This window comes from Citrobacter sp. Cpo148 (genome assembly GCF_030332375.1).
In the GTDB taxonomy this organism is placed as follows: Bacteria; Pseudomonadota; Gammaproteobacteria; order Enterobacterales; family Enterobacteriaceae; genus Citrobacter; species Citrobacter portucalensis.
Window position 1 is genome coordinate 290,649 of the sequence record NZ_JAOWHY010000042.1, and the last position, 18,911, is coordinate 309,559.

Sequence of the window (18,911 nt, forward strand, 5' to 3'; positions counted from 1 at the left end):
TATCATTCGCATTTGTATATAAAAATGTTTCCCTTTGTTCAATATGAAAGATGCATAACCAATATATCTTTTGATTTGAGTCAATTTTGTACGGTCAATAAATACTGAAATGTGATCTGTATCGGGTATAACAATGTGAATAGAAAGGATTTATTCATCTCTTTGTTGGCTTATAATGTGCAGATTTCTCGGGTAAATGATTACGGCAATCTGGGCTATAATGTGGCTCAGCACCAACAAGCACCGCGGGGGAAATGTGAATATTAGCGATGTTGCGAAAAAAACCGGTTTAACCAGCAAAGCCATTCGCTTTTATGAAGAGAAAGGACTGGTGACGCCGCCGCTGCGTAGTGACAATGGCTATCGCACTTACAACCAACAGCATCTGAATGAACTGACGTTGCTGCGTCAGGCGCGGCAGGTTGGGTTTAACCTGGAAGAGTGCGGCGAGCTGGTAAACCTGTTTAACGATCCGGCGCGTCATAGCGCGGATGTGAAAAAGCGCACCCTGGAAAAGGTGGCTGACATTGAGCGGCATATCAGAGAATTGCAGGCCATGCGCTTGCATTTACTGGCGCTGGCAGACAGTTGCCCTGGCGATGACAGCGCTGAATGTCCGATTATGGATAATCTCTCCGGTTGCAGTCATCACAAAGCGAAGGCTTAACGGCGAGAGGGATTAAGCATAAACACCACCGTGCCGCGGTACCACGGGGATTTCTCAAGCTGCGCTTCAGCCAGTGGATCCTGATTACCGTTTTGCACCAGTCCCAGCTTAAATGGAATGCGCAGGCGGCTCAGCGCGGGTAGATACGCCTGATAATTCGTCACCGTGTGACGCCCCTGATAGCTTTGCACCACCAGTTCATCGACCGCCAACGCGTTCAGCGTAGCGACGTCGCCCGTTTTTGCCCAATCCAGTAGTCCGGTTACGCCTAGCGCAAACTCGGCCGGGAGCTGTTGGCGCAGTTGCTGTAGAAAGCGGGCGTAGTCGGTCAGTTGATGGGTCGCAGCGTCAAAATCAACCTGCAGGCCGACGACGTGATTCCCTGCAATCTGCCAGCGCTGCATCAACCGTATGATACGCGCCGGGATCTCTTCCGGTACGTCGAGGGTGGTAAAGCGTACGGTCAGCCAGATTGAGGGAAAAGACAGACGACTGACCGGCAGTCCGAGGCGCTGGAACACCACGTTACCGGAACGAACCAGTACCTCGCCCTGGTGCAGATAAACCGTTTGCGCGTCTTTCAGCTCGTCACTGGCCTTCACCCCAGACCACAGCCAGAAGGCTGAATGTTCACGGGCGGCGACGATATCCGCCGCCTGTGCCTGGCCGAGAAGCAGTGCGGTTACCAGTAATATTTGAGTTTTTGCGCCCACGGGCTTCCCGGATACTGCGTTTTCAGTTGGGTGAACCAGCCCTTACGCTGCAATTTGTCCACGTCTTCTCCGCCACATTCGTTAGCGCCTGATGGCGCATAGCACATGATGGCGCGATACAGCGCGAAGCTCTTATCTTCGACTTCCGCGGTGGGTGAGGTGATTACCTGCTGATAGTAGCTCTGCCTGTCGAACTGGCCGAACGGTTTCTTACGCGAAATAGCTGATTCAAGCACGTCGTTGCCAGCGCTGTTTTTCCACAGGTCGACTTGTGTTTGCGTGGTGCGGAAGAATTCGCCAAGGCAGTTCAGCGCGTGAGCATCATCCGCTTTTTTGCTCAATACCGTTACCGTTTCATTGAGGCTGCGGCACGTATAACCCTCCTGCGCCGTGTCGCCATTCCAGTCGAATATGCTCAGGTTAACGTCAGCAAACGCTTCGCCAATGACCGGTGATGTAATCGCGCTGGCCAGTTTTCTGTCAGTAAGCCAGTCGCCAAAACGATTATCTGTAAGATCCCGCACCAGCAGCGTATGCAACGCAATGGTACGCTCTTCGTTATTCGGGCCATGAACGGCCTGCTGGCGCAGCAGTTCTGGCGTGGCCTGCGTTTTCAGCACCTGCGAACGAAAGCGCAGGTTGGTCACCGCGCTATTCGGTGCGAAAACCGCTGCCACGTCGCCGCTATACACCAGCGTGGCGGCAAGCTTAGCCTGTACATATTGCTGCTGTTCGTTATCCTGGCTGAGTTTTAACAACTGCTGCCAGAAATTGCGCGCCTCGGCCCATTTTTTCTGGCCCATCAACGCTTCGCCGTACAGCACCTGTTCGCTGAAGGCGAGGGTATCGTGAGCGGCAAGTTTCTGCGCTGGCGTAACTGCCTGAATAATTGCCGCGTAGTTGCCCGTTGCCAGCCACAGATTCAGTTGCAGATCGCGCCATAGCGGCAGTTTTTGGCTCTGTTCAAACACCGGTTTGCTGGCGTCGAGCTGTGCCTGCGTCAGCGTCGGTTTGTTATTGTTATCCAGGCGCAGCGCGCGTAGTAGTTCGATATAGCTGACTCGCGGCGCGTCGGGGAAGGACTCAACGACGGACTGGTCGTAGAACGCCATGCCATAGACATTATCGTATTCGATGACATTTTCGCGCAGTTGCCGTGCGTCTGCCGACTGCTGCAAAGCCTGTTCATACAACCCGGCCAGCTGCGGCCATGACTGTAAATACCAGTTGATGCGACGCAACATGCCTCGTGAAGAGTCAGCGTAGAGTCCTTGGGGAAAACGCTGCAGATAGGCCTGCGCCAACTCTTGAGCCTGAGTGGCATCCTCGCGGTTAATTTTCGCAATATCAAAATCGCCGTACTCGCCCACGCTGTTCTGACTGCTCTTGTTCAACGCCGTGCGCATCAGCATGTATTGCGCGGTTTCTGCTAACCACGGACGATCGCTTTTGGCAAGCTGAGTGAAATCCCGTTCGGCACTGGCATAATCACCGGCATAGAAACTGGCGGCTGCTGCCAGATAGCTTTTATAGGGCAGAGCTTGAGAATCTGCCGGGAAGGTGGCAAGAGAAGACTCAATTTGCTCGCGGGTTGCCCCAGAAAGCAGTCCTGTACGCGCCTGGGCTAAAGCCTGACGCTGTTCCGCTGTTAATGTAGAATCGGCCAACAGCGCGGCAAAAAAGGCGCTAACGCTCCCGGTATTATTCGAAACATGACGGTTCTCTAGCTCAGCGTCATTGATGTTTATTTCGTCGGCGCTAATGTTCAGCTCGGCCATCTGTCGGGAGAGAGGACTGTCCGCGGCGGATGCCTGAGCTGCCGCTGTTTGCGGGGCAGCCTCATCCCATTGCGGGTGATAGGCAAAATAGAAATCTCGGGAGCGAGTGATGTCTGCGGGCATCGACTGCACGGGCAGAACAAATGATTTTTCCTGGCTCAGCAGCCGCAGCAGGTTGTCGCGGCTGTCGTTTTCAGGGTTAAAGGTCGGCGTTCCCTTCAGCAGGCAGCTGTCGTCGCTCCATTTGCAGTCTTCCATATCGAACGAAGCGAATGCCTGCGGGGTGGCGGTCAGCAATGTGCAAAGGGCAAAGGCAAGGGGTGTCTTCCTGACCATAGTCTTATTTCCTGTCTTTTTAGTGTGATACCGCTTTTATAATCAGGGTTATTCCCTCAACGGCAATGACTTCAACCTGCGTTCCGGCGCTCAAATCGTCACGGGCGCTAACGGGCCAGGAACTGTCGCCGACGCGCATATGTCCGCGACCATTGACCAGGTTAGTTTCCAGAGTAAATTGACGGCCAACTAACTGTTGTCCACGTTGGTTAAGATGGCTGTCGGCTGGCTGCTGCTCCTGAACGCGTCTTGCCAGCCACTTCCACCACAGCCAGGCCGCCAGCAGGGTGAGGGCGGCGAACATCGCCCCCTGCCACGCCCAGTCTAGCGGAACGAGCCAGACGACCAGACCGGTAATCACCGCTGCCACGCCGCTCCACAGCAGATAACCGTTGCCGCCCAGCATCTCGGCGGCCAGTAACAGACCACCGAGGCTGAGCCAGAAAATATGCTGGTGCGCCAGAATCATCGCTATCATGATTTTTTCCGCTCGCTGGCGCTGTCCTTAACCAGTTCGGCGATCCCGGCAATGGAGCCCATCAGGCTGCTGGCATCCAGCGGCATCATCACCACTTTGCTGTTATTCGACGAGCCGATATGCTGCAGCGCTTCAGTGTATTTCTGTGCCACGAAGTAGTTCACGGCCTGAATATCCCCGGCGGCAATGGCTTCAGACACCATCTGTGTTGCGCGGGCTTCTGCTTCTGCGGAACGTTCACGCGCTTCAGCCTGTAAAAATGCGGACTGACGTTCACCTTCCGCGATGAGGATTTTCGACTGCTTCTCACCTTCGGCCTTGACGATTTCCGCCTGGCGGATCCCTTCGGCTTCCAGAATGTAGGCGCGCTTGGTACGTTCGGCTTTCATCTGCGCGTTCATGGCGTCAATCAGTTCCGCCGGTGGACGCACGTCACGAATCTCAATACGGGTGATTTTGATGCCCCAGGGATTGGTGGCCTCATCAACAATATGCAGCAGGCGCGTGTTGATGTTGTCACGCTGGGAGAGCATTTCATCGAGCTCCATCGAGCCGAGAACAGTACGAATGTTGGTCATGGTCAGGTTGATGATCGCCAGTTCCAGGTTGCTGACTTCATACGCGGCTTTCGGCGCGTCGATCACCTGAATAAAGCACACAGCATCAATCGAGACGTTGGCGTTATCTTTGGAGATGACTTCCTGAGAGGGGATATCAAGCACCTGTTCCATCATATTGATCTTACGACCAATGCGGTCCATGAACGGTACAACAAGGCTTAAACCCGGTTGCAGGGTTTTGGTGTAACGGCCAAAACGCTCTACCGTCCACTGATATCCCTGCGGGACGATTTTGACGCCTGCGCCGACGATCACCAGCGCGACAAAAATAAGAATAGGAATAAAAATGAGCATTGATGAAACCTCCTGTTGTGCTGTCCTTTACTGCCTCATTAGTCAAATTATACCCGATTTATCAAGGTGGGCTCCCCTATAATAAATTACAGGGATAGACTATCTGCACGAAAGATGTAAAAAGGGATTGGTAATGGAAGAAAGCAGCATTCTGCTTCAGTTAAAAAATGTCGCATGGCAGGCAGGGGCGACGCGGGTTCTTAATAACATCTGTTTTGATCTCCACGCCGGAGAATTTAAGCTGATTACCGGCCAGTCCGGCTGCGGTAAAAGTACGTTACTCAAGATAGTCGCGTCGTTAATTAGCCCGAGTTCTGGTGAAATCCTTTTTGAGGGTAAGGAGATATCAACGCTTAAGCCTGAAGCTTATCGCCAGCAGGTCTCTTATTGCGCGCAAACGCCCGCTTTGTTTGGTGACACCGTTTACGACAATCTCATTTTCCCCTGGCAAATTCGCGACAAACGTCCGGATCCGGATGTGTTTCTGGCCGATCTGGCCCGCTTTGAGTTACCCGAGACGATCCTCAAAAAAAATATCAATGAGCTATCCGGCGGCGAAAAGCAGCGCGTCTCGTTAATTCGTAATTTGCAGTTTCTGCCGAAAATTCTGCTGCTTGATGAAATCACCAGCGCGCTGGATGAAGCCAACAAGCGTAATGTGAACGAATTAATTCACCACTATGTTCGCGACAAGAATATTGCTGTGCTGTGGGTGACGCATGACAAAGATGAAATTGAACATGCGGATAACGTCATAACCCTTCAACCGCACGCCGGTGAAATGCAGGAAGTCAGCAATGAACGAGCATAATATTACCAATGAATCCCTGGCGTTAGCGATGATGCTGGTGGTGGTCGCGATACTGATCAGCAACAAAGAAAAGCTGGCGCTGGAAAAAGATATTCTCTGGAGCGTTTGCCGGGCAGTGGTTCAGCTTATTATCGTGGGCTACGTGCTGAAATATATTTTCGGCGTCAACCATAGCATTCTGACCTTATTGATGGTGCTGTTTATCTGCTTTAACGCGGCCTATAACGCGCAAAAACGCAGTAAATATATTGATAAAGCTTTTCTCTCGTCGTTTATTGCTATTACGGTGGGAGCGGGGCTAACGCTTTCGGTGCTGGTTCTTTCAGGCTCTATCGAGTTCACGCCGATGCAGGTCATCCCGATCTCCGGCATGATTGCAGGCAATGCGATGGTGGCGGTGGGGCTGTGTTACAACAATTTGGGGCAGCGGTTTAACAGCGAGCAGCAGCAAATTCAGGAAAAACTCAGCCTCGGCGCAACGCCGAAGGTGGCTTCTGCACCGCTTATTCGCGACAGCATTCGCGCCTCACTAATCCCGACGATTGATTCAGCGAAGACCGTGGGGCTGGTGAGTTTACCGGGAATGATGTCAGGATTGATCTTTGCAGGTATTGACCCGGTAAAAGCGATTAAGTATCAGATTATGGTGACGTTTATGCTGCTATCAACCGCCAGCCTGTCGACCATTATCGCCTGCTACTTAACCTATCGAAAATTCTATAATTCGCGCCACCAATTAGTGGTGACGCCATTAAAGAAACCGTGATGTGATGCCGTATGGCGGCTACCGCCATATCCGGCCGACGGGAATGAGGTGTTGGTTGTGTTTGTAGGCCCGATAAGCGTAGCGTCATCGGGCATGATGAACCAATTAGTACAACAGCGCGTACAGCTGGCGGCGATACTTCGAGGCCAGCGCATCACCGGTACCCAGTGCGGCAAGGATCTCCTGGAAAGTCTTACGCGCCTGACCATCAGCAGCCGTAAGATCTTTCTTCAGGTGGCTGAACAGTAATTCCAGCGATTCCTCGTTGCGCCCGACCTGGTGCAATTGAATAGCCAACTGCGTTGCCAGCGCCGCATCCTGTGGATTGCTGGCGACCTGCTGCTGCAACTGTTGGATTTCCGGTGTATCAGCGGCCTGCTTCAGCAGTTCGATCTGTGCGATAAGCCCTTGATAGCGGGTGTCCTGATCCTGCAACGGAATGGTTTTCAGTACCGCTTCGGCTTCATCAGAACGGTTCAGGGCGATTTGCGTTTCCGCCAGCAGCAGACCGATTTCGCTGCTCTGGTTGGAGATCTGCCAGGCTTCTTTCAGCAGTGGCAGCGCATCCGCGTGATTACCGGCTTCGATGAATTCGATAGCCTGGCGTGCTTTCAGCTCTTCTTCGCTCGGCAGCACTTTCTCCAGCAGTGCGCGAATAACCTCTTCCGGTTGCGGGCCCTGGAATCCATCCACTGGCTGGCCGTTCTGGAACAGATAAACCGTAGGGATCGCGCGCAGACCAAACTGGGAGGCGATCATCTGCTCGGCGTCGCAGTCCAGCTTAGCGAGAATAAACTGACCGTTATACTGGGCGGCAAGGCTCTCCAGTACCGGCGTTAATTGCAGACAATGCTGGCTGCGCTCAGACCAAAAATAGAACAGGACCGGGGTGGTCATCGACTGTTCGAGGGTCTGCTGTAGGTTCGATTCGTTAATGTTAACAATATTCTGTGTGGACATGGAGTTACTCTCTTTTGTCGATTTCTTGTTACATGGGGGCTGACGCGCGAGCTTCAACTCAACCCTGTAAAATTTTGTCCATTATGCGGCCTGGCAACAGGCGTTTAAGCAGCATCACTGCCCAGGTCACCAGCGTAACCGGATAACGTAGCTTTGGTTTATCGCTCTCAAACGCGTGACGCACTTTGGCGACAACCGCTTCTGGTCCCAGCGTAAAACGCGCGGCAATGCCGGGATTTTCCACGGGAGCATCGCTCTGGGTCTGGTTGACGTTTTCGGTAAAGCGGGTACGGATGGGGCCGGGTTCAATCAGGCTGACCTTAATCCCGCTGTGGCGCAGTTCCATACGCAGTGCGTCGGACCAGGCTTCCAGTGCATATTTGCTGGCGGCATAGGCGCCGCGTCCCGGCGTTGAGATCAATCCCATCACCGAGGAGGTCATCACGATGCGCCCTTCGCCGTGGGGTAACATGGCAGGTAACAGGCGCATGGTAAGCTGATGTGCGCCAAAGAAGTTGGCGGAAAACTGCTGTTCCATCTGTTCGCGGCTGATGGTGGGCAGGGGACCATAGACACCGTATCCGGCGTTGTTAAAGATCCCATATAAACGATTATCGGTCAGGGCGATCACTTCATCGGCGGCACGATCCACGCTTTCGGGTGAATCCAGATCCAGCAATACGCCGGTGAATCCCATACTGTTCATACGCGCGACATCGTCAGGTTTGCGGCAGCCTGCCAGAATTTGAAAACCCTGGCGCTTTAGCTCAAGCGCGCTTTCCAGACCGATTCCGCTGGAACATCCTGTTATTAAGACCGATTTTTGCATAACTTTACCTGTCAGGATCTCCGTTGTTTTACGAGTCGTGATTTACTAGAGGTGTGAGATGTTGCGCCATCCAGTCGGCGATAAACGGCTGGGCGTCACGGTTAGGATGAATACCATCATCCTGCATCCACTGGGGTTTCAGATAAACCTCTTCCATAAAAAAAGGCAGCAGAGGAATATCAAACTCTTTGGCGAGCTTTGGATAAATCGCGCTAAAGGTTTCATTATAACGGCGACCGTAGTTTGCCGGCAGACGAATTTGCATCAGCAGTGGTTCGGCATTTGCCGCTTTTACGTCCTGCAGAATCGTGCGCAGGGTTTGTTCGGTTTGCGCAGGTGCGAAGCCGCGCAGGCCGTCGTTGCCGCCAAGTTCGACCAGTACCCAACGCGGCTGGTGCTGCTTGAGTAATGCTGGCAGACGGGCCAGACCTTGCTGCGAGGTGTCGCCGCTAATGCTGGCATTCACCACCGGCGTTTTGGTTTGCCATTTATCATTAAGTAGCGCAGGCCACGCGGCGCTGGCGGACATTCGGTATCCGGCGCTCAGGCTGTCACCCAGAATTAATAACGTGTCCGCTGCGGCGGCGCGGAAAGTTAACAGGACCAGGAACAGGAAAGGCCAATGCCAGCGGAAAACATTGTTGAAGTTCATCATCTTAAGAAATCCGTCGGTCAGGGTGATCATGAGCTATCCATCCTTACCGGAGTTGAACTGGTTGTCAAACGCGCCGAGACCATTGCGTTGATTGGCGAGTCGGGATCGGGGAAATCCACGCTGCTGGCGATTCTCGCCGGGCTTGACGATGGCACCAGCGGTGAAGTCAGCCTGGTGGGGCAGGCGCTGCACACCATGGACGAAGAAGCCCGGGCGCAGCTGCGGGCGCGGCACGTGGGTTTTGTCTTCCAGTCATTCATGTTAATTCCGACCCTCAACGCGCTGGAAAACGTCGAACTGCCCGCGCTGTTGCGCGGCGAAAATAGCGGAAAAAGCCGCGACGGGGCAAAAACGCTGTTGGAACAACTGGGACTGGGAAAACGTCTCGATCATCTTCCGGCCCAGCTTTCCGGCGGGGAGCAGCAGCGCGTGGCGCTGGCGCGGGCCTTTAACGGTCGCCCTGACGTGCTGTTTGCCGATGAACCAACGGGCAACCTCGATCGCCAGACCGGAGACAAAATAGCCGACCTGCTGTTTTCTCTGAACCGGGAACACGGCACCACCCTGATTCTGGTGACGCATGACCCGCAGTTGGCGGCGCGTTGCGACAGGCGCTTACGTCTGGTGAATGGACAGTTGCAGGAGGAGGCATGATTGCACGCTGGTTCTGGCGCGAATGGCGCTCGCCTTCATTACTGATTGTCTGGCTGGCACTAAGCCTGGCGGTAGCCTGTGTGCTGGCGCTGGGCAATATCAGCGATCGTATGGAAAAAGGGCTGAGCCAGCAAAGCCGCGAGTTTATGGCGGGAGATCGGTCGCTACAAAGTTCGCGTACCGTGCCGAAAGCGTGGATTGACGAGGCGCGACAGCGTGGCCTGAAGGTAGGCGAACAGCTCACCTTTGCCACCATGACTTTTGCCCGGGATACGCCGCAGTTGGCGAACGTCAAAGCGGTAGATGATGTGTATCCGATGTACGGCACACTGCAAACCAACCCGCCGGGACTGAAACCGCAGCCGGGCTCGGTGCTGCTGGCCCCACGTCTGATGGCGCTACTCAACTTAAAAGTCGGTGATTCCATCGACGTTGGCGATGCCACGCTGCGTATTGCCGGGGAGGTGGTGCAGGAGCCGGACTCTGGTTTTAATCCGTTCCAGATAGCACCGCGTCTGATGATGAACATGGCGGATGTCGAAAAAACGGCGGCGGTCCAGCCGGGAAGCCGCGTGACCTGGCGCTATAAATTTGGCGGGACGCCATCGCAACTGGAAGCCTATGAAAAGTGGCTGCTGCCACAGTTAAAGCCTGAACAGCGCTGGTATGGGCTGGAGCAGGATGAAGGGGCGCTGGGGAAATCACTTGAGCGTTCGCAACAGTTCTTGCTGCTGTCGGCGCTGTTAACGCTGTTGCTGGCGGTCGCCGCGGTTGCCGTGGCTATGAGCCATTATTGCCGCAGCCGTTACGATCTGGTGGCTATTCTGAAAACCCTCGGTGCGGGCAGAGCGCAACTGCGCAGGCTGATTGTTGGTCAATGGCTGATGGTGCTGGCGCTGTCTGGCGTGACCGGCGGACTATTCGGACTGTTATTCGAGCGCGTGCTGGTGCTGCTGCTCAAGCCGGTTCTGCCTGGAGAACTACCGCCTGCCAGCCCCTGGCCGTGGTTATGGGCACTAGGCACCATGACGGTGATTTCGCTATTGGTGGGGTTACGCCCTTACCGCCTGCTGCTGGCAACGCAGCCGCTGCGGGTGCTGCGCCGTGACGTGGTGGCAAACGTCTGGCCCCTGAAGTTTTATTTGCCGGTGGTCGTGATAGTCGTGATTGCACTGCTTGCTGGACTGATGGGCGGAAGTCCACTGCTGTGGGCGGTACTGGCTGGTGCGGTGGTACTGGCGCTGTTGTGCGGGGTGCTCGGCTGGATGCTGCTCAACGTGCTGCGTGGTCTGACGCTCTCCTCACTGCCGCTGCGTTTGGCGGTCAGTCGACTGTTACGCCAGCCGTGGTCAACGCTCAGCCAGCTATCGGCATTTTCGCTTTCCTTTATGCTGCTGGCGTTGTTACTGGTGCTGCGCGGCGATCTGCTCGACCGCTGGCAGCAGCAAATGCCGCCGGAAAGTCCGAACTATTTCCTGATCAACATTGCCACCGAGCAGGTGGTTCCGCTGAAGGCTTTCCTGTCCGAGCATCAGGTGATCCCGGAATCGTTCTATCCGATTGTGCGGGCGCGTCTGACGGCTATCAATGAGAAGCCGACCGAAGGCAATCAGGATGAGGCGCTGAACCGCGAGCTTAACCTGACCTGGCAGGATACCCGACCGGATCATAACCCGATAACCGCCGGAAGCTGGCCGCCAAAAGCGGGCGAAGTATCGATGGAAGAGGGGTTAGCGAAACGGCTGAATGTCAAACTCGGCGATCGGGTGACTTTTATGGGCGATACCCAGGATTTCAGCGCCACGGTCAGCAGTCTGCGCAAAGTGGACTGGGAAAGCCTGCGGCCCAACTTCTTCTTTATCTTCCCCTCCGGCGCGCTGGATGCTCAGCCGCAAAGCTGGTTAACCAGCTTTCGCTGGGAGAACGGCAACGGCATGCTAACGCAGCTTAACCGCGAATTCCCGACCATCAGCCTGCTGGATATTGGCGCCATCCTCAAACAGGTGAGCCAGGTGCTGGATCAGGTGAGCCGCGCACTGGAGGTGATGGTGGTACTGGTCACCGCCTGTGGCATGCTGCTGCTATTGGCGCAGGTCCAGGTCGGGATGCGTCAGCGTCATCAGGAGTTGGTGGTCTGGCGCACGCTGGGCGCGGGTAAGAAGCTGCTGCGTACCACGCTGTGGTGCGAGTTCGCCATGCTCGGGATGGTTGCCGGACTGGTGGCGGCCATCGGTGCGGAAACAGCGTTGGCGGTACTGCAAACCAAAGTGTTTGATTTCCCGTGGGAGCCAGACTGGCGACTGTGGGTAGTATTACCATTTAGTGGAGCATTGCTGCTCTCTTTATGCGGCGGATGGCTCGGTTCACGTCTGCTAAAAGGTAAAGCGCTGTTCCGTCAGTTCAGTAGTTAATTCATATTCGTGATGATTACGCACCGGTTTTAAAATCGGTGCGTCTTTTTTTCTATGTAGCACAAATTGATAACTCCTTGATATTTAACAGCACAGAACAATAAAAACCCAACAACACGAGAGTATTAATAAACGTTAATATTTGTGTGCTGAATAATTGGCAGGCTATCTATCAAGGTATAAATAATGACTATAAAAAAAACAGCGCTGGCGGTATCGATCGGCGCAGCAGTGGCATTAACGACTTTCGCTTCACAGGCGGAAATCACGGTCCTGAAACAAGATCCGCAGGCGGGCAACCCGCTGAGCCGTCTTAACTTCACCGTCGGCGGAAGTATTCGTCCGCAGTTCCAGAATATGGCCGGTGACGATGGTAAGAATGGCTACAAACGTAATGGCTTCGATGGCGGTACACGTTTCCGCTTCGCCGCTGACTACTATTTGTTTGATGATATCAGTTGGGTGAGCTACTACGAGCTGGGCGTTAACTTCCCGGCGATGTTCAACTGGGATAACCACTACGCTGACGGTGCCAACGATACCACGCGTCGTATGCTGTACACCGGTCTGAAGAGTGCAACCTGGGGTACGCTGACCTTCGGTCAACAAAACAGCATTTACTATGATGTAGTCGGTGCGAAAACGGATATCTGGGACTATGACATGATCGGTCAGGCGCCAGGTAACGGTATTAATGGCGACTATGATGGTTCCTATCGTACGCGTAAATCACTGAAGTATAAGAATACCGTTGGTGATGTGGATCTCTACGCCTCTTATCTGTTCAGTGATGATTACAACCCGAACAACGGTCTGCGCTACAAGCGTAAAGGCGGCGGCTCACTGGGTGTGGATTATCACATTACCGATGACCTGACCTGGGGTACGGCGTGGAACTACACTCGCGCGGAAATGCGTGGCAACACCAGCAAAACCTACGATCAAAACATCGTCGGTACCGCGCTGAGCTGGAAACCGGACAACTGGACCTTCTCGATGGGCGGCGGTTGGTATCAAAACTTCATGACCACCAAAAAAGTCTCTGTTAACGACTACTTTGCCGGTGACGCCTGGGGTCTGGAATACTTCGCCGGTTACACCTTCCCGGTGGGTCAATATGCGCTGAAATCCGTTCAGCCGTACTTTATGGGCGACCGTATTGAGTACGTGAATGGCCGAAACTATCTGCGTACCGACAACGGCGTGGGGATCAGCTTCCAGCTGGATTACGGTTTCCGTGTTGACTACGAACACGTCTTTACCTCCAGCACCGACAATCTGGGTGACATGAACCTGGTTCGTCTGCGTTACGACTTCTAATCGAACGCCTGCCGCCCGATACGCTTGCGCTTATCGGGCCTAAGAAAGCTGTTGTAGGCCGGATAAGGCACTTGTGCCGACATCCGGCTTTTTCATACCTTCTTTCATTTAAAAACATACTCTGCAACATCATGAAATAATTTCAAGGACAGCAGGTTGTGATCTGTGTCATGTTAACAATCAGCCTGTTAACGGGCCAACAAGAACAACGCCGCAAGAACGGCGTGAGACATGACACCACAACGTTAAAATGGAGAGAATATGGGATTGCGTCAGAGTTTACGCGTCGCGACCGGGGCGCTGTTACTGGCCTGTGGATTACAGTTTGCTCATGCGAACAGTGACCCGCACACAATCGTGTTTGGCGTCGCGCCTGGGCCATACGGTGATATGGTGAAACAGGCCATTGCCCCCACGCTGAAAGAGAAAGGCTATAAGGTAGTGGTGCGCGAATTCAGCGATTACGTGCAGCCAAACATGGCGCTCTCCAACGGTAGCATTGATGCTAACCTGTTCCAGCATTCGCTCTATTTTGACAAATTCACCGCCGATAAAGGCCTGAAGCTGAGCAAGCTGATTGTGGTCCCGACGGCCGGGATGGGGTTTTACTCACATAAAATCAAAAGCCTGGATGAGTTGAAAAAAGGGGATGTGATCACGCTTTCCAACGATCCCACCAACCTGGCTCGCGGTCTGCGTTTCCTGCAGTCTATTGGCCTTATCACCATCAAAGACAATATTGATCCAACTAAAGCCTCCGAGCGCGATATCGCCAGCAATCCCAAAGGGCTGGTGTTTAAACCGCTGGAAGCGGCACAGCTGCCGCGTACGCTGGACGGTGTGACCGGTGCGCTGGTCAACGGTAACTTTGCCGTGGCGGCAAAAATGGATCTCGCCAGCGCCATCAAGCAGGAACACCTGGACGAAAATCTGAAAAATATCATCGCGGTACGCAGTGAAGATGCGGATAAACCGTTCGCAAAAGATATTGTTGAGGCGGTGAAATCTCCGGCGTATCGCGCGGTGATCGACGATCCGCAAAATATCTACAGCGCCTTCCAGAAACCGGAATGGATGTCGACAGCCCAATAATCGCTGCGCACAAGGGTTAACAGGGGCAGCGACGACTGCCCTTTTCGCATTTCTGAGGTGGCTATGATTGAGATTGAGAAAGTTTGCGTGGATTTTAGCGCGGGCCGTGGACCATCAACCCGGGCGGTTGATGACGTTAGCTTGCGCATTGGCGCAGGTGAGATATTTGGCATTGTCGGGACCAGCGGCGCGGGGAAAAGTACGCTGCTGCGCACCCTGAACGCCTTAACGCGTCCGAGCCAGGGAAGCGTGAAGGTGAACGGCGTAGAAATTTCCGCGCTGGAAGGGGGGCATCTACGTAAAGCCCGTCAGCGTATCGGTATGATTTTTCAACATTTTAACCTGATGCATACCCGTACCGTGGCGCAAAACGTCGCCTTTAGCCTGAAGGCTGCCGGATGGGAGCGCAGTAAAATTGGCCCGCGCGTGAGCGAAATCCTGGCGCTGGTGGGGCTGTCAGACAAGGCGAACCGCTTTCCGGTTCAGCTCAGCGGTGGGCAAAAGCAGCGTGTGGGTATTGCCCGCGCGATTGCCAATCACCCGGATGTGCTGTTGTGTGATGAACCTACCTCGGCGCTGGACCTCGAAACCTCAGCCACGATTCTGGCGTTGCTTAAGCAGATCAACCAACAGTTGGGGATCACGATCGTGCTGATCACTCACGAGATGAACGTGATCAAATCGATTTGCGATCGCGTGGCGGTAATGTCTGGCGGCAAGGTGGTGGAGTCTGGTGAGGTGTTTGACGTTTTTGCTCACCCGCAGCACGCGTTCACGCAGCAGCTGGTGTCGCATACCCTCAATTTGACGCTGCCCGAGCGTATGCGCCAGCATCTGCCTGGTCAGTTGCTAAAAATTCTGTTCATCGGCGATTCGGCGGAACAGCCGGTGTTGTCAGAAGTCGCGGTTAAATTTGGCGTGGCGGTGAACATTCTGCACGGCAAAATTGAATATATTGGCGAACGTGCGCTGGGGATTCTGGTCGTGCAACTGACCGCGCCGCATAACCCTTCAGCGGTGGAAGTCGCCGTGGAACATATTCGTCAACGTACTGCACAGGTGGAGGTGATTCGTGGATGATTTATTGCCGGATTTGACGCTGGCGTTTAATGAAACCTTCCAGATGCTGAGCATCTCTACGGTGCTGGCAATTATTGGTGGTCTGCCGCTCGGTTTTCTGATTTTCGTCACCGACCGGCATTTATTCTGGCAAAACCGTTTTGTGTATCTGCTCAGCTCCGTGCTGGTGAATATCATTCGTTCGGTACCGTTTGTGATCCTGCTGGTCCTGCTGCTGCCGCTAACCCAGTTTTTGCTCGGAAATACCATTGGCCCGATTGCGGCGTCGGTCCCGCTCTCAGTGGCGGCAATCGCCTTCTATGCCCGTCTGGTTGATAGCGCGCTACGTGAAGTCGATAAAGGGATTATTGAAGCGGCGGAAGCGTTTGGTGCCAGCCCGATGCGCATCATCTGCACCGTTCTGTTACCTGAAGCGAGCGCGGGTCTGCTGCGTGGGTTGACGATAACGCTGGTGAGTCTGATCGGATACTCCGCGATGGCCGGGATCGTTGGCGGCGGTGGAGTCGGCGACCTGGCGATTCGCTTTGGTTATTACCGCTACGAAACCCAGGTCATGATCGTCACCGTGGTGGCGTTGATTATTTTGGTGCAGGTCGTTCAGGTGCTGGGTGACTGGCTGGCAAAACGCGCAGATAAGCGCGACAGACACTGATCACTGTGCGTTAAGCCACTCGGCAACGTCCTGCCATGTGCCGCGAAAGACGATTTTCGCGGCTTTCTTTTCCAGCTGATAGCGATACATCGGGTCGTAATACTCATTGAGCAACGGTACCAGCCAGCCCATATGGGCGTCGGTGCTGCCCGTTGCCTGCTGTTCGCGCAGAGCCTCGTCGAGCAGGGTGGTCAGCTCGGCAAAACGTTGTAAACCCAGACGACGGCGTATAGCAAACAGGCCGTGGTGCAGATACTCGCTGTACTCCTGCCAGCCCTGGCTCTCGCCATAAGCGTGGGTAAAATCGTGGTGCATCTTCACGAAATACTCTTCGCGTAGTCGCTCCAGACGACGCTCAAAAGGATCGTCCACCACCGCAATTGATGCCTGGGTCATGCGCTCGCGCAGGCATTCTGGCAGATGATTAGCCCCGATCATGCGGCCTTCATCTTCCAGTACCCACAGACGTAAATCCTGACGGCTATCGGTTTTGAGCATTTCAACCGCCAGCAGGTTTTCAAAACTCGCCTGACTCAATTGAGGTTCAACGGTGCGCCCAAACGAGGAGCCGCGATGGTGCGCCAGACCTTCGAGATCCACACCGTTTGGCTGCTGTTGCACCAGTTGCGTTTTACCGTTCCCGGTACAGCCGCCAATTAAGACGATCGGCTTTTGCACTAATTCTTCAGTCAGCTGTATCACTGCCTGGCGCAGGGCTTTGTAACCGCCTTTAATCAACGGATAGTCAATGCCGGACTCATGCAGCCACTGCTGCACAATATGCGAACGCTGACCGCCGCGCGCGCAGCATAAATAGCCCGCAGGATGTTGACGGCAGGCGTCCTGCCAGGCCCGCATTCTCTGTTGGCGGGTCTCACCCGAGACCAGTTGATGGCCGAGCGCGAGGGCGGCTTCGGGCCCCTGACGTTTATAACAGGTCCCGACGGCGGCACGTTCGTCATCGTTCATTAAGGGAAGGTTGATTGCGCCCGGCATTGCGCCTTGCTGAAATTCGACGGGGGCGCGTACATCGATTAAAGGCGTACCGGCGAGCAAAATTGCGCGGTAGTCCGTTCCATCGTTCATGTTTGATCCTGAAAATACAAAACAGCAATGGAGGGGATTTTACGCGCCAGAGGAGGGGCCGGGGAAGGATAAAATCAACTCCCCGGCATTATTGGCTTATTTCAGCTTTGACTGCGCCCAGATAATACCGCTGGCATATTCCGGCGGCAGCAGGGGGATAAGCGCTTCCAGCGTCGCGCTAAGGCGCGCGGTATCGCTGTCGCTCAGGTTCAGGTGACCCACCTTACGCCCTTCACGCACCTCTTTGTCATACCAGTGCAGATGCACCAGCGGCAGCTTCAGCCAGTCGTAGTTCAGGTCGCTACCAATCAGGTTTACCATCACCGAAGGGTGGTTCACCACCGGCGTCGGTAATGGCAGGTTGGTAATGGCACGTAGATGCAACTCAAACTGGCTGATGCTGGCGCCGTTTTGCGTCCAGTGGCCACTGTTGTGCACGCGCGGAGCCAGTTCGTTAATCAGCAGACCTTCCGGGGTGATGAAACACTCCATCGCCATCACGCCGACATAGCCCAGCTCCTGCATGATGGCAGAGAGCATTGCTTCAGCCTGTTCCTGCTGTCTGGCGTTAGCCTGCGGGAATACCACGCAGGTGCGCAGAATACCGTCCTGATGGAGGTTATGGGTCAGCGGATAGAAAACGGTGCTGCCGTCGTGCGCACGAGCGCCAACCAGGGAGACCTCACCGGAGAAGTTGATTCCCCGCTCGACGATGCACTCGCCGTAGCAGTCGTCCGGCAGTTGCTCAGTTTCATTTGCGCGCAAGCGCCACTGTCCACGTCCATCGTAGCCGCCGACGCGACGTTTCACGATCGCCAGCTCGCCAAGTTTGTCGAATACCGCAGACCATTCGCTTTTATCTGCCAGCAGCTGCCACGGCGCGGTCGCCAGACCGAGCTTGTCAAAAAGCTGCTTTTGCGTCAGACGGTCGGCAATAATCGGGAAGACGTCGCGGTTAACAAACGCCGGGTGGCGTGCCAGTTCGCGGGTGAGTGCCGTTTCCGGCCAGCGCTCAATCTCAGCGGTGATCACGCTTTGCTGAAAAGGGACCGCAGCCGGTTCAGCGTCCAGCCCGACGGGCCAGACCGCTATGCCCAGTGGCTCACCGGCCTGGCGCAGCATGCGCCCTAGCTGTCCGTTGCCAAGTACGCAGACCTGCTTCATGCGACACCTCGCGGGTCCGGGTTCTCCAGCACCTCATCGGTTTGCGCTTTGCGCCAGTCGTTCAGACGCTGGTGTAATGCTTTGTCGTGTGTTGCCAGAATTTGTGCTGCCAGCAGGGCCGCATTTGCCGCGCCCGCTTTGCCGATAGCCAGCGTGCCGACCGGAATACCGCGCGGCATTTGAACGATAGAGTAGAGGCTATCTACGCCACTCAGCGCTGCGCTTTGCACCGGGACGCCTAAAACAGGCACCAGCGTTTTCGCCGCAATCATGCCAGGCAAATGCGCTGCGCCACCGGCCCCGGCAATAATCACCTGATAACCGTTCTCCTCAGCGCTTTCGGCGAAGCTAAACAGTTTGTCTGGGGTGCGGTGGGCGGAGACGACTTCAACATGATGCGGAACGTCCAGGATTTCGAAGATTTCGGCGGCGAACTGCATGGTAGCCCAGTCGCTTTTGGACCCCATCACGATGGCGACACGCGCCGGATTATTGCGGGAAGACATGCGTCTGAAAACTCCTGTGGTGCACTACACTCGACTTTT

The 18,911-nt window shown here is 54.7% G+C and carries 19 protein-coding genes; 9 read left to right on the plus strand and 10 right to left on the minus strand.

The window, feature by feature from the left end; genetic code table 11:
• Positions 1-256: 256 nt before the first annotated feature.
• Complete coding sequence (gene cueR / locus OGY10_RS08010) at positions 257-667, plus strand: Cu(I)-responsive transcriptional regulator (protein WP_048214774.1); 411 nt, start codon at positions 257-259, stop codon at positions 665-667.
• On the opposite strand, the gene OGY10_RS08015 is transcribed toward cueR, so the two are convergent.
• Genes OGY10_RS08015 through OGY10_RS08030 form a run of 4 tightly spaced genes read right to left on the minus strand, consistent with a single transcriptional unit; the run spans position 664 to position 4,886 of the window.
• The gene (locus OGY10_RS08015) at positions 664-1,380 is read right to left on the minus strand and encodes a DUF3142 domain-containing protein (protein WP_137377101.1); all 717 of its coding nucleotides are present in this window, start codon (positions 1,378-1,380) and stop codon (positions 664-666) included. The genes cueR and OGY10_RS08015 overlap by 4 nt on opposite strands.
• The gene (locus OGY10_RS08020) at positions 1,350-3,494 is read right to left on the minus strand and encodes a PA5441 family protein (RefSeq protein ID WP_286576602.1); all 2,145 of its coding nucleotides are present in this window, start codon (positions 3,492-3,494) and stop codon (positions 1,350-1,352) included. Before OGY10_RS08020 ends, OGY10_RS08015 begins: the two co-directional genes overlap by 31 nt.
• Before the next feature lie 19 nt (positions 3,495-3,513).
• Positions 3,514-3,972 carry an NfeD family protein gene (locus OGY10_RS08025; RefSeq protein WP_286576604.1) on the minus strand — a complete coding sequence of 153 codons (459 nt, stop codon included), beginning with the start codon at positions 3,970-3,972 and terminating at the stop codon, positions 3,514-3,516.
• Positions 3,969-4,886 (minus strand): SPFH domain-containing protein, encoded by a 918-nt coding sequence (locus OGY10_RS08030; RefSeq protein ID WP_003831073.1) that lies wholly within the window; start codon positions 4,884-4,886, stop codon positions 3,969-3,971. Before OGY10_RS08030 ends, OGY10_RS08025 begins: the two co-directional genes overlap by 4 nt.
• 133 nt (positions 4,887-5,019) lie before the next feature.
• On the opposite strand from OGY10_RS08030, the gene fetA reads away from it, so the two are divergent.
• Positions 5,020-5,697: an iron efflux ABC transporter ATP-binding subunit FetA gene (fetA, locus tag OGY10_RS08035; protein WP_286576605.1), complete on the plus strand. Its 678-nt coding sequence runs from the start codon at positions 5,020-5,022 to the stop codon at positions 5,695-5,697.
• Positions 5,684-6,463, plus strand: a complete 780-nt coding sequence (fetB, locus tag OGY10_RS08040; protein ID WP_008783989.1) for an iron efflux ABC transporter permease subunit FetB — start codon at positions 5,684-5,686, stop codon at positions 6,461-6,463. The genes fetA and fetB overlap by 14 nt, the downstream gene beginning before the upstream one ends.
• Positions 6,464-6,568: 105 nt before the next feature.
• Here fetB and OGY10_RS08045 read toward each other — a convergent pair whose 3' ends face one another.
• From OGY10_RS08045 to tesA, 3 genes are read right to left on the minus strand one after another with little or no spacing between them, the layout of a single operon-like run.
• Positions 6,569-7,423, minus strand: coding sequence for a co-chaperone YbbN (locus OGY10_RS08045; RefSeq protein ID WP_048226259.1), 855 nt, complete (start codon positions 7,421-7,423; stop codon positions 6,569-6,571).
• A gap of 58 nt (positions 7,424-7,481) precedes the next feature.
• Positions 7,482-8,252, minus strand: a complete 771-nt coding sequence (locus OGY10_RS08050) for an SDR family oxidoreductase (protein ID WP_003835790.1) — start codon at positions 8,250-8,252, stop codon at positions 7,482-7,484.
• A 28-nt stretch (positions 8,253-8,280) separates the two neighbouring features.
• Positions 8,281-8,904, minus strand: a complete 624-nt coding sequence (gene tesA / locus OGY10_RS08055) for a multifunctional acyl-CoA thioesterase I/protease I/lysophospholipase L1 (RefSeq protein ID WP_032932667.1) — start codon at positions 8,902-8,904, stop codon at positions 8,281-8,283.
• Between tesA and ybbA the strand changes: the two genes are divergently transcribed.
• From ybbA to OGY10_RS08085, 6 genes are all read left to right on the plus strand, one after another.
• Entirely contained in the window at positions 8,875-9,561 is a 687-nt protein-coding gene (gene ybbA, locus OGY10_RS08060) for a putative ABC transporter ATP-binding protein YbbA (protein WP_008783992.1), read from the plus strand. The genes tesA and ybbA overlap by 30 nt on opposite strands.
• Positions 9,558-11,972, plus strand: a complete 2,415-nt coding sequence (ybbP, locus tag OGY10_RS08065) for a putative ABC transporter permease subunit YbbP (protein WP_079934836.1) — start codon at positions 9,558-9,560, stop codon at positions 11,970-11,972. The genes ybbA and ybbP overlap by 4 nt, the downstream gene beginning before the upstream one ends.
• Positions 11,973-12,158: 186 nt before the next feature.
• Positions 12,159-13,292, plus strand: a complete 1,134-nt coding sequence (locus OGY10_RS08070; RefSeq protein WP_008783995.1) for a porin — start codon at positions 12,159-12,161, stop codon at positions 13,290-13,292.
• Positions 13,293-13,553: 261 nt separating this feature from the next.
• On the plus strand, positions 13,554-14,384 hold the full coding sequence (locus OGY10_RS08075) for a MetQ/NlpA family ABC transporter substrate-binding protein (RefSeq protein ID WP_003831083.1): 831 nt from the start codon (positions 13,554-13,556) through the stop codon (positions 14,382-14,384).
• A gap of 63 nt (positions 14,385-14,447) precedes the next feature.
• Positions 14,448-15,464 carry a virulence-associated ABC transporter ATP-binding protein SfbB gene (gene sfbB, locus OGY10_RS08080; protein ID WP_267454098.1) on the plus strand — a complete coding sequence of 339 codons (1,017 nt, stop codon included), beginning with the start codon at positions 14,448-14,450 and terminating at the stop codon, positions 15,462-15,464.
• Positions 15,457-16,116, plus strand: a complete 660-nt coding sequence (locus OGY10_RS08085; protein WP_003831085.1) for a methionine ABC transporter permease — start codon at positions 15,457-15,459, stop codon at positions 16,114-16,116. Before sfbB ends, OGY10_RS08085 begins: the two co-directional genes overlap by 8 nt.
• On the opposite strand, the gene mnmH is transcribed toward OGY10_RS08085, so the two are convergent.
• The 3 genes from mnmH to purE form a co-directional block, all read right to left on the minus strand.
• Entirely contained in the window at positions 16,117-17,202 is a 1,086-nt protein-coding gene (gene mnmH / locus OGY10_RS08090) for a tRNA 2-selenouridine(34) synthase MnmH (RefSeq protein ID WP_267438902.1), read from the minus strand.
• A 96-nt stretch (positions 17,203-17,298) separates the two neighbouring features.
• Complete coding sequence (gene purK / locus OGY10_RS08095) at positions 17,299-18,366, minus strand: 5-(carboxyamino)imidazole ribonucleotide synthase (RefSeq protein ID WP_286576611.1); 1,068 nt, start codon at positions 18,364-18,366, stop codon at positions 17,299-17,301.
• Positions 18,363-18,872 (minus strand): 5-(carboxyamino)imidazole ribonucleotide mutase, encoded by a 510-nt coding sequence (purE, locus tag OGY10_RS08100; protein ID WP_003831107.1) that lies wholly within the window; start codon positions 18,870-18,872, stop codon positions 18,363-18,365. The genes purK and purE overlap by 4 nt, the downstream gene beginning before the upstream one ends.
• Between the last annotated feature and the right edge of the window lie 39 nt (positions 18,873-18,911).

Coding starts and splice junctions, on each gene's coding strand:
- OGY10_RS08020 (WP_286576602.1), bottom strand. CDS start 3,494: ATGGTCAGGAAGACACCCCTTGCCTTTGCCCTTTGCACATTGCTGACC.
- OGY10_RS08025 (WP_286576604.1), bottom strand. CDS start 3,972: ATGATAGCGATGATTCTGGCGCACCAGCATATTTTCTGGCTCAGCCTC.
- OGY10_RS08030 (WP_003831073.1), bottom strand. CDS start 4,886: ATGCTCATTTTTATTCCTATTCTTATTTTTGTCGCGCTGGTGATCGTC.
- fetA (WP_286576605.1), top strand. CDS start 5,020: ATGGAAGAAAGCAGCATTCTGCTTCAGTTAAAAAATGTCGCATGGCAG.
- fetB (WP_008783989.1), top strand. CDS start 5,684: ATGAACGAGCATAATATTACCAATGAATCCCTGGCGTTAGCGATGATG.
- OGY10_RS08045 (WP_048226259.1), bottom strand. CDS start 7,423: ATGTCCACACAGAATATTGTTAACATTAACGAATCGAACCTACAGCAG.
- OGY10_RS08050 (WP_003835790.1), bottom strand. CDS start 8,252: ATGCAAAAATCGGTCTTAATAACAGGATGTTCCAGCGGAATCGGTCTG.
- ybbA (WP_008783992.1), top strand. CDS start 8,875: ATGCCAGCGGAAAACATTGTTGAAGTTCATCATCTTAAGAAATCCGTC.
- tesA (WP_032932667.1), bottom strand. CDS start 8,904: ATGAACTTCAACAATGTTTTCCGCTGGCATTGGCCTTTCCTGTTCCTG.
- ybbP (WP_079934836.1), top strand. CDS start 9,558: ATGATTGCACGCTGGTTCTGGCGCGAATGGCGCTCGCCTTCATTACTG.
- OGY10_RS08070 (WP_008783995.1), top strand. CDS start 12,159: ATGACTATAAAAAAAACAGCGCTGGCGGTATCGATCGGCGCAGCAGTG.
- OGY10_RS08075 (WP_003831083.1), top strand. CDS start 13,554: ATGGGATTGCGTCAGAGTTTACGCGTCGCGACCGGGGCGCTGTTACTG.
- sfbB (WP_267454098.1), top strand. CDS start 14,448: ATGATTGAGATTGAGAAAGTTTGCGTGGATTTTAGCGCGGGCCGTGGA.
- mnmH (WP_267438902.1), bottom strand. CDS start 17,202: ATGAACGATGGAACGGACTACCGCGCAATTTTGCTCGCCGGTACGCCT.
- purK (WP_286576611.1), bottom strand. CDS start 18,366: ATGAAGCAGGTCTGCGTACTTGGCAACGGACAGCTAGGGCGCATGCTG.
- purE (WP_003831107.1), bottom strand. CDS start 18,872: ATGTCTTCCCGCAATAATCCGGCGCGTGTCGCCATCGTGATGGGGTCC.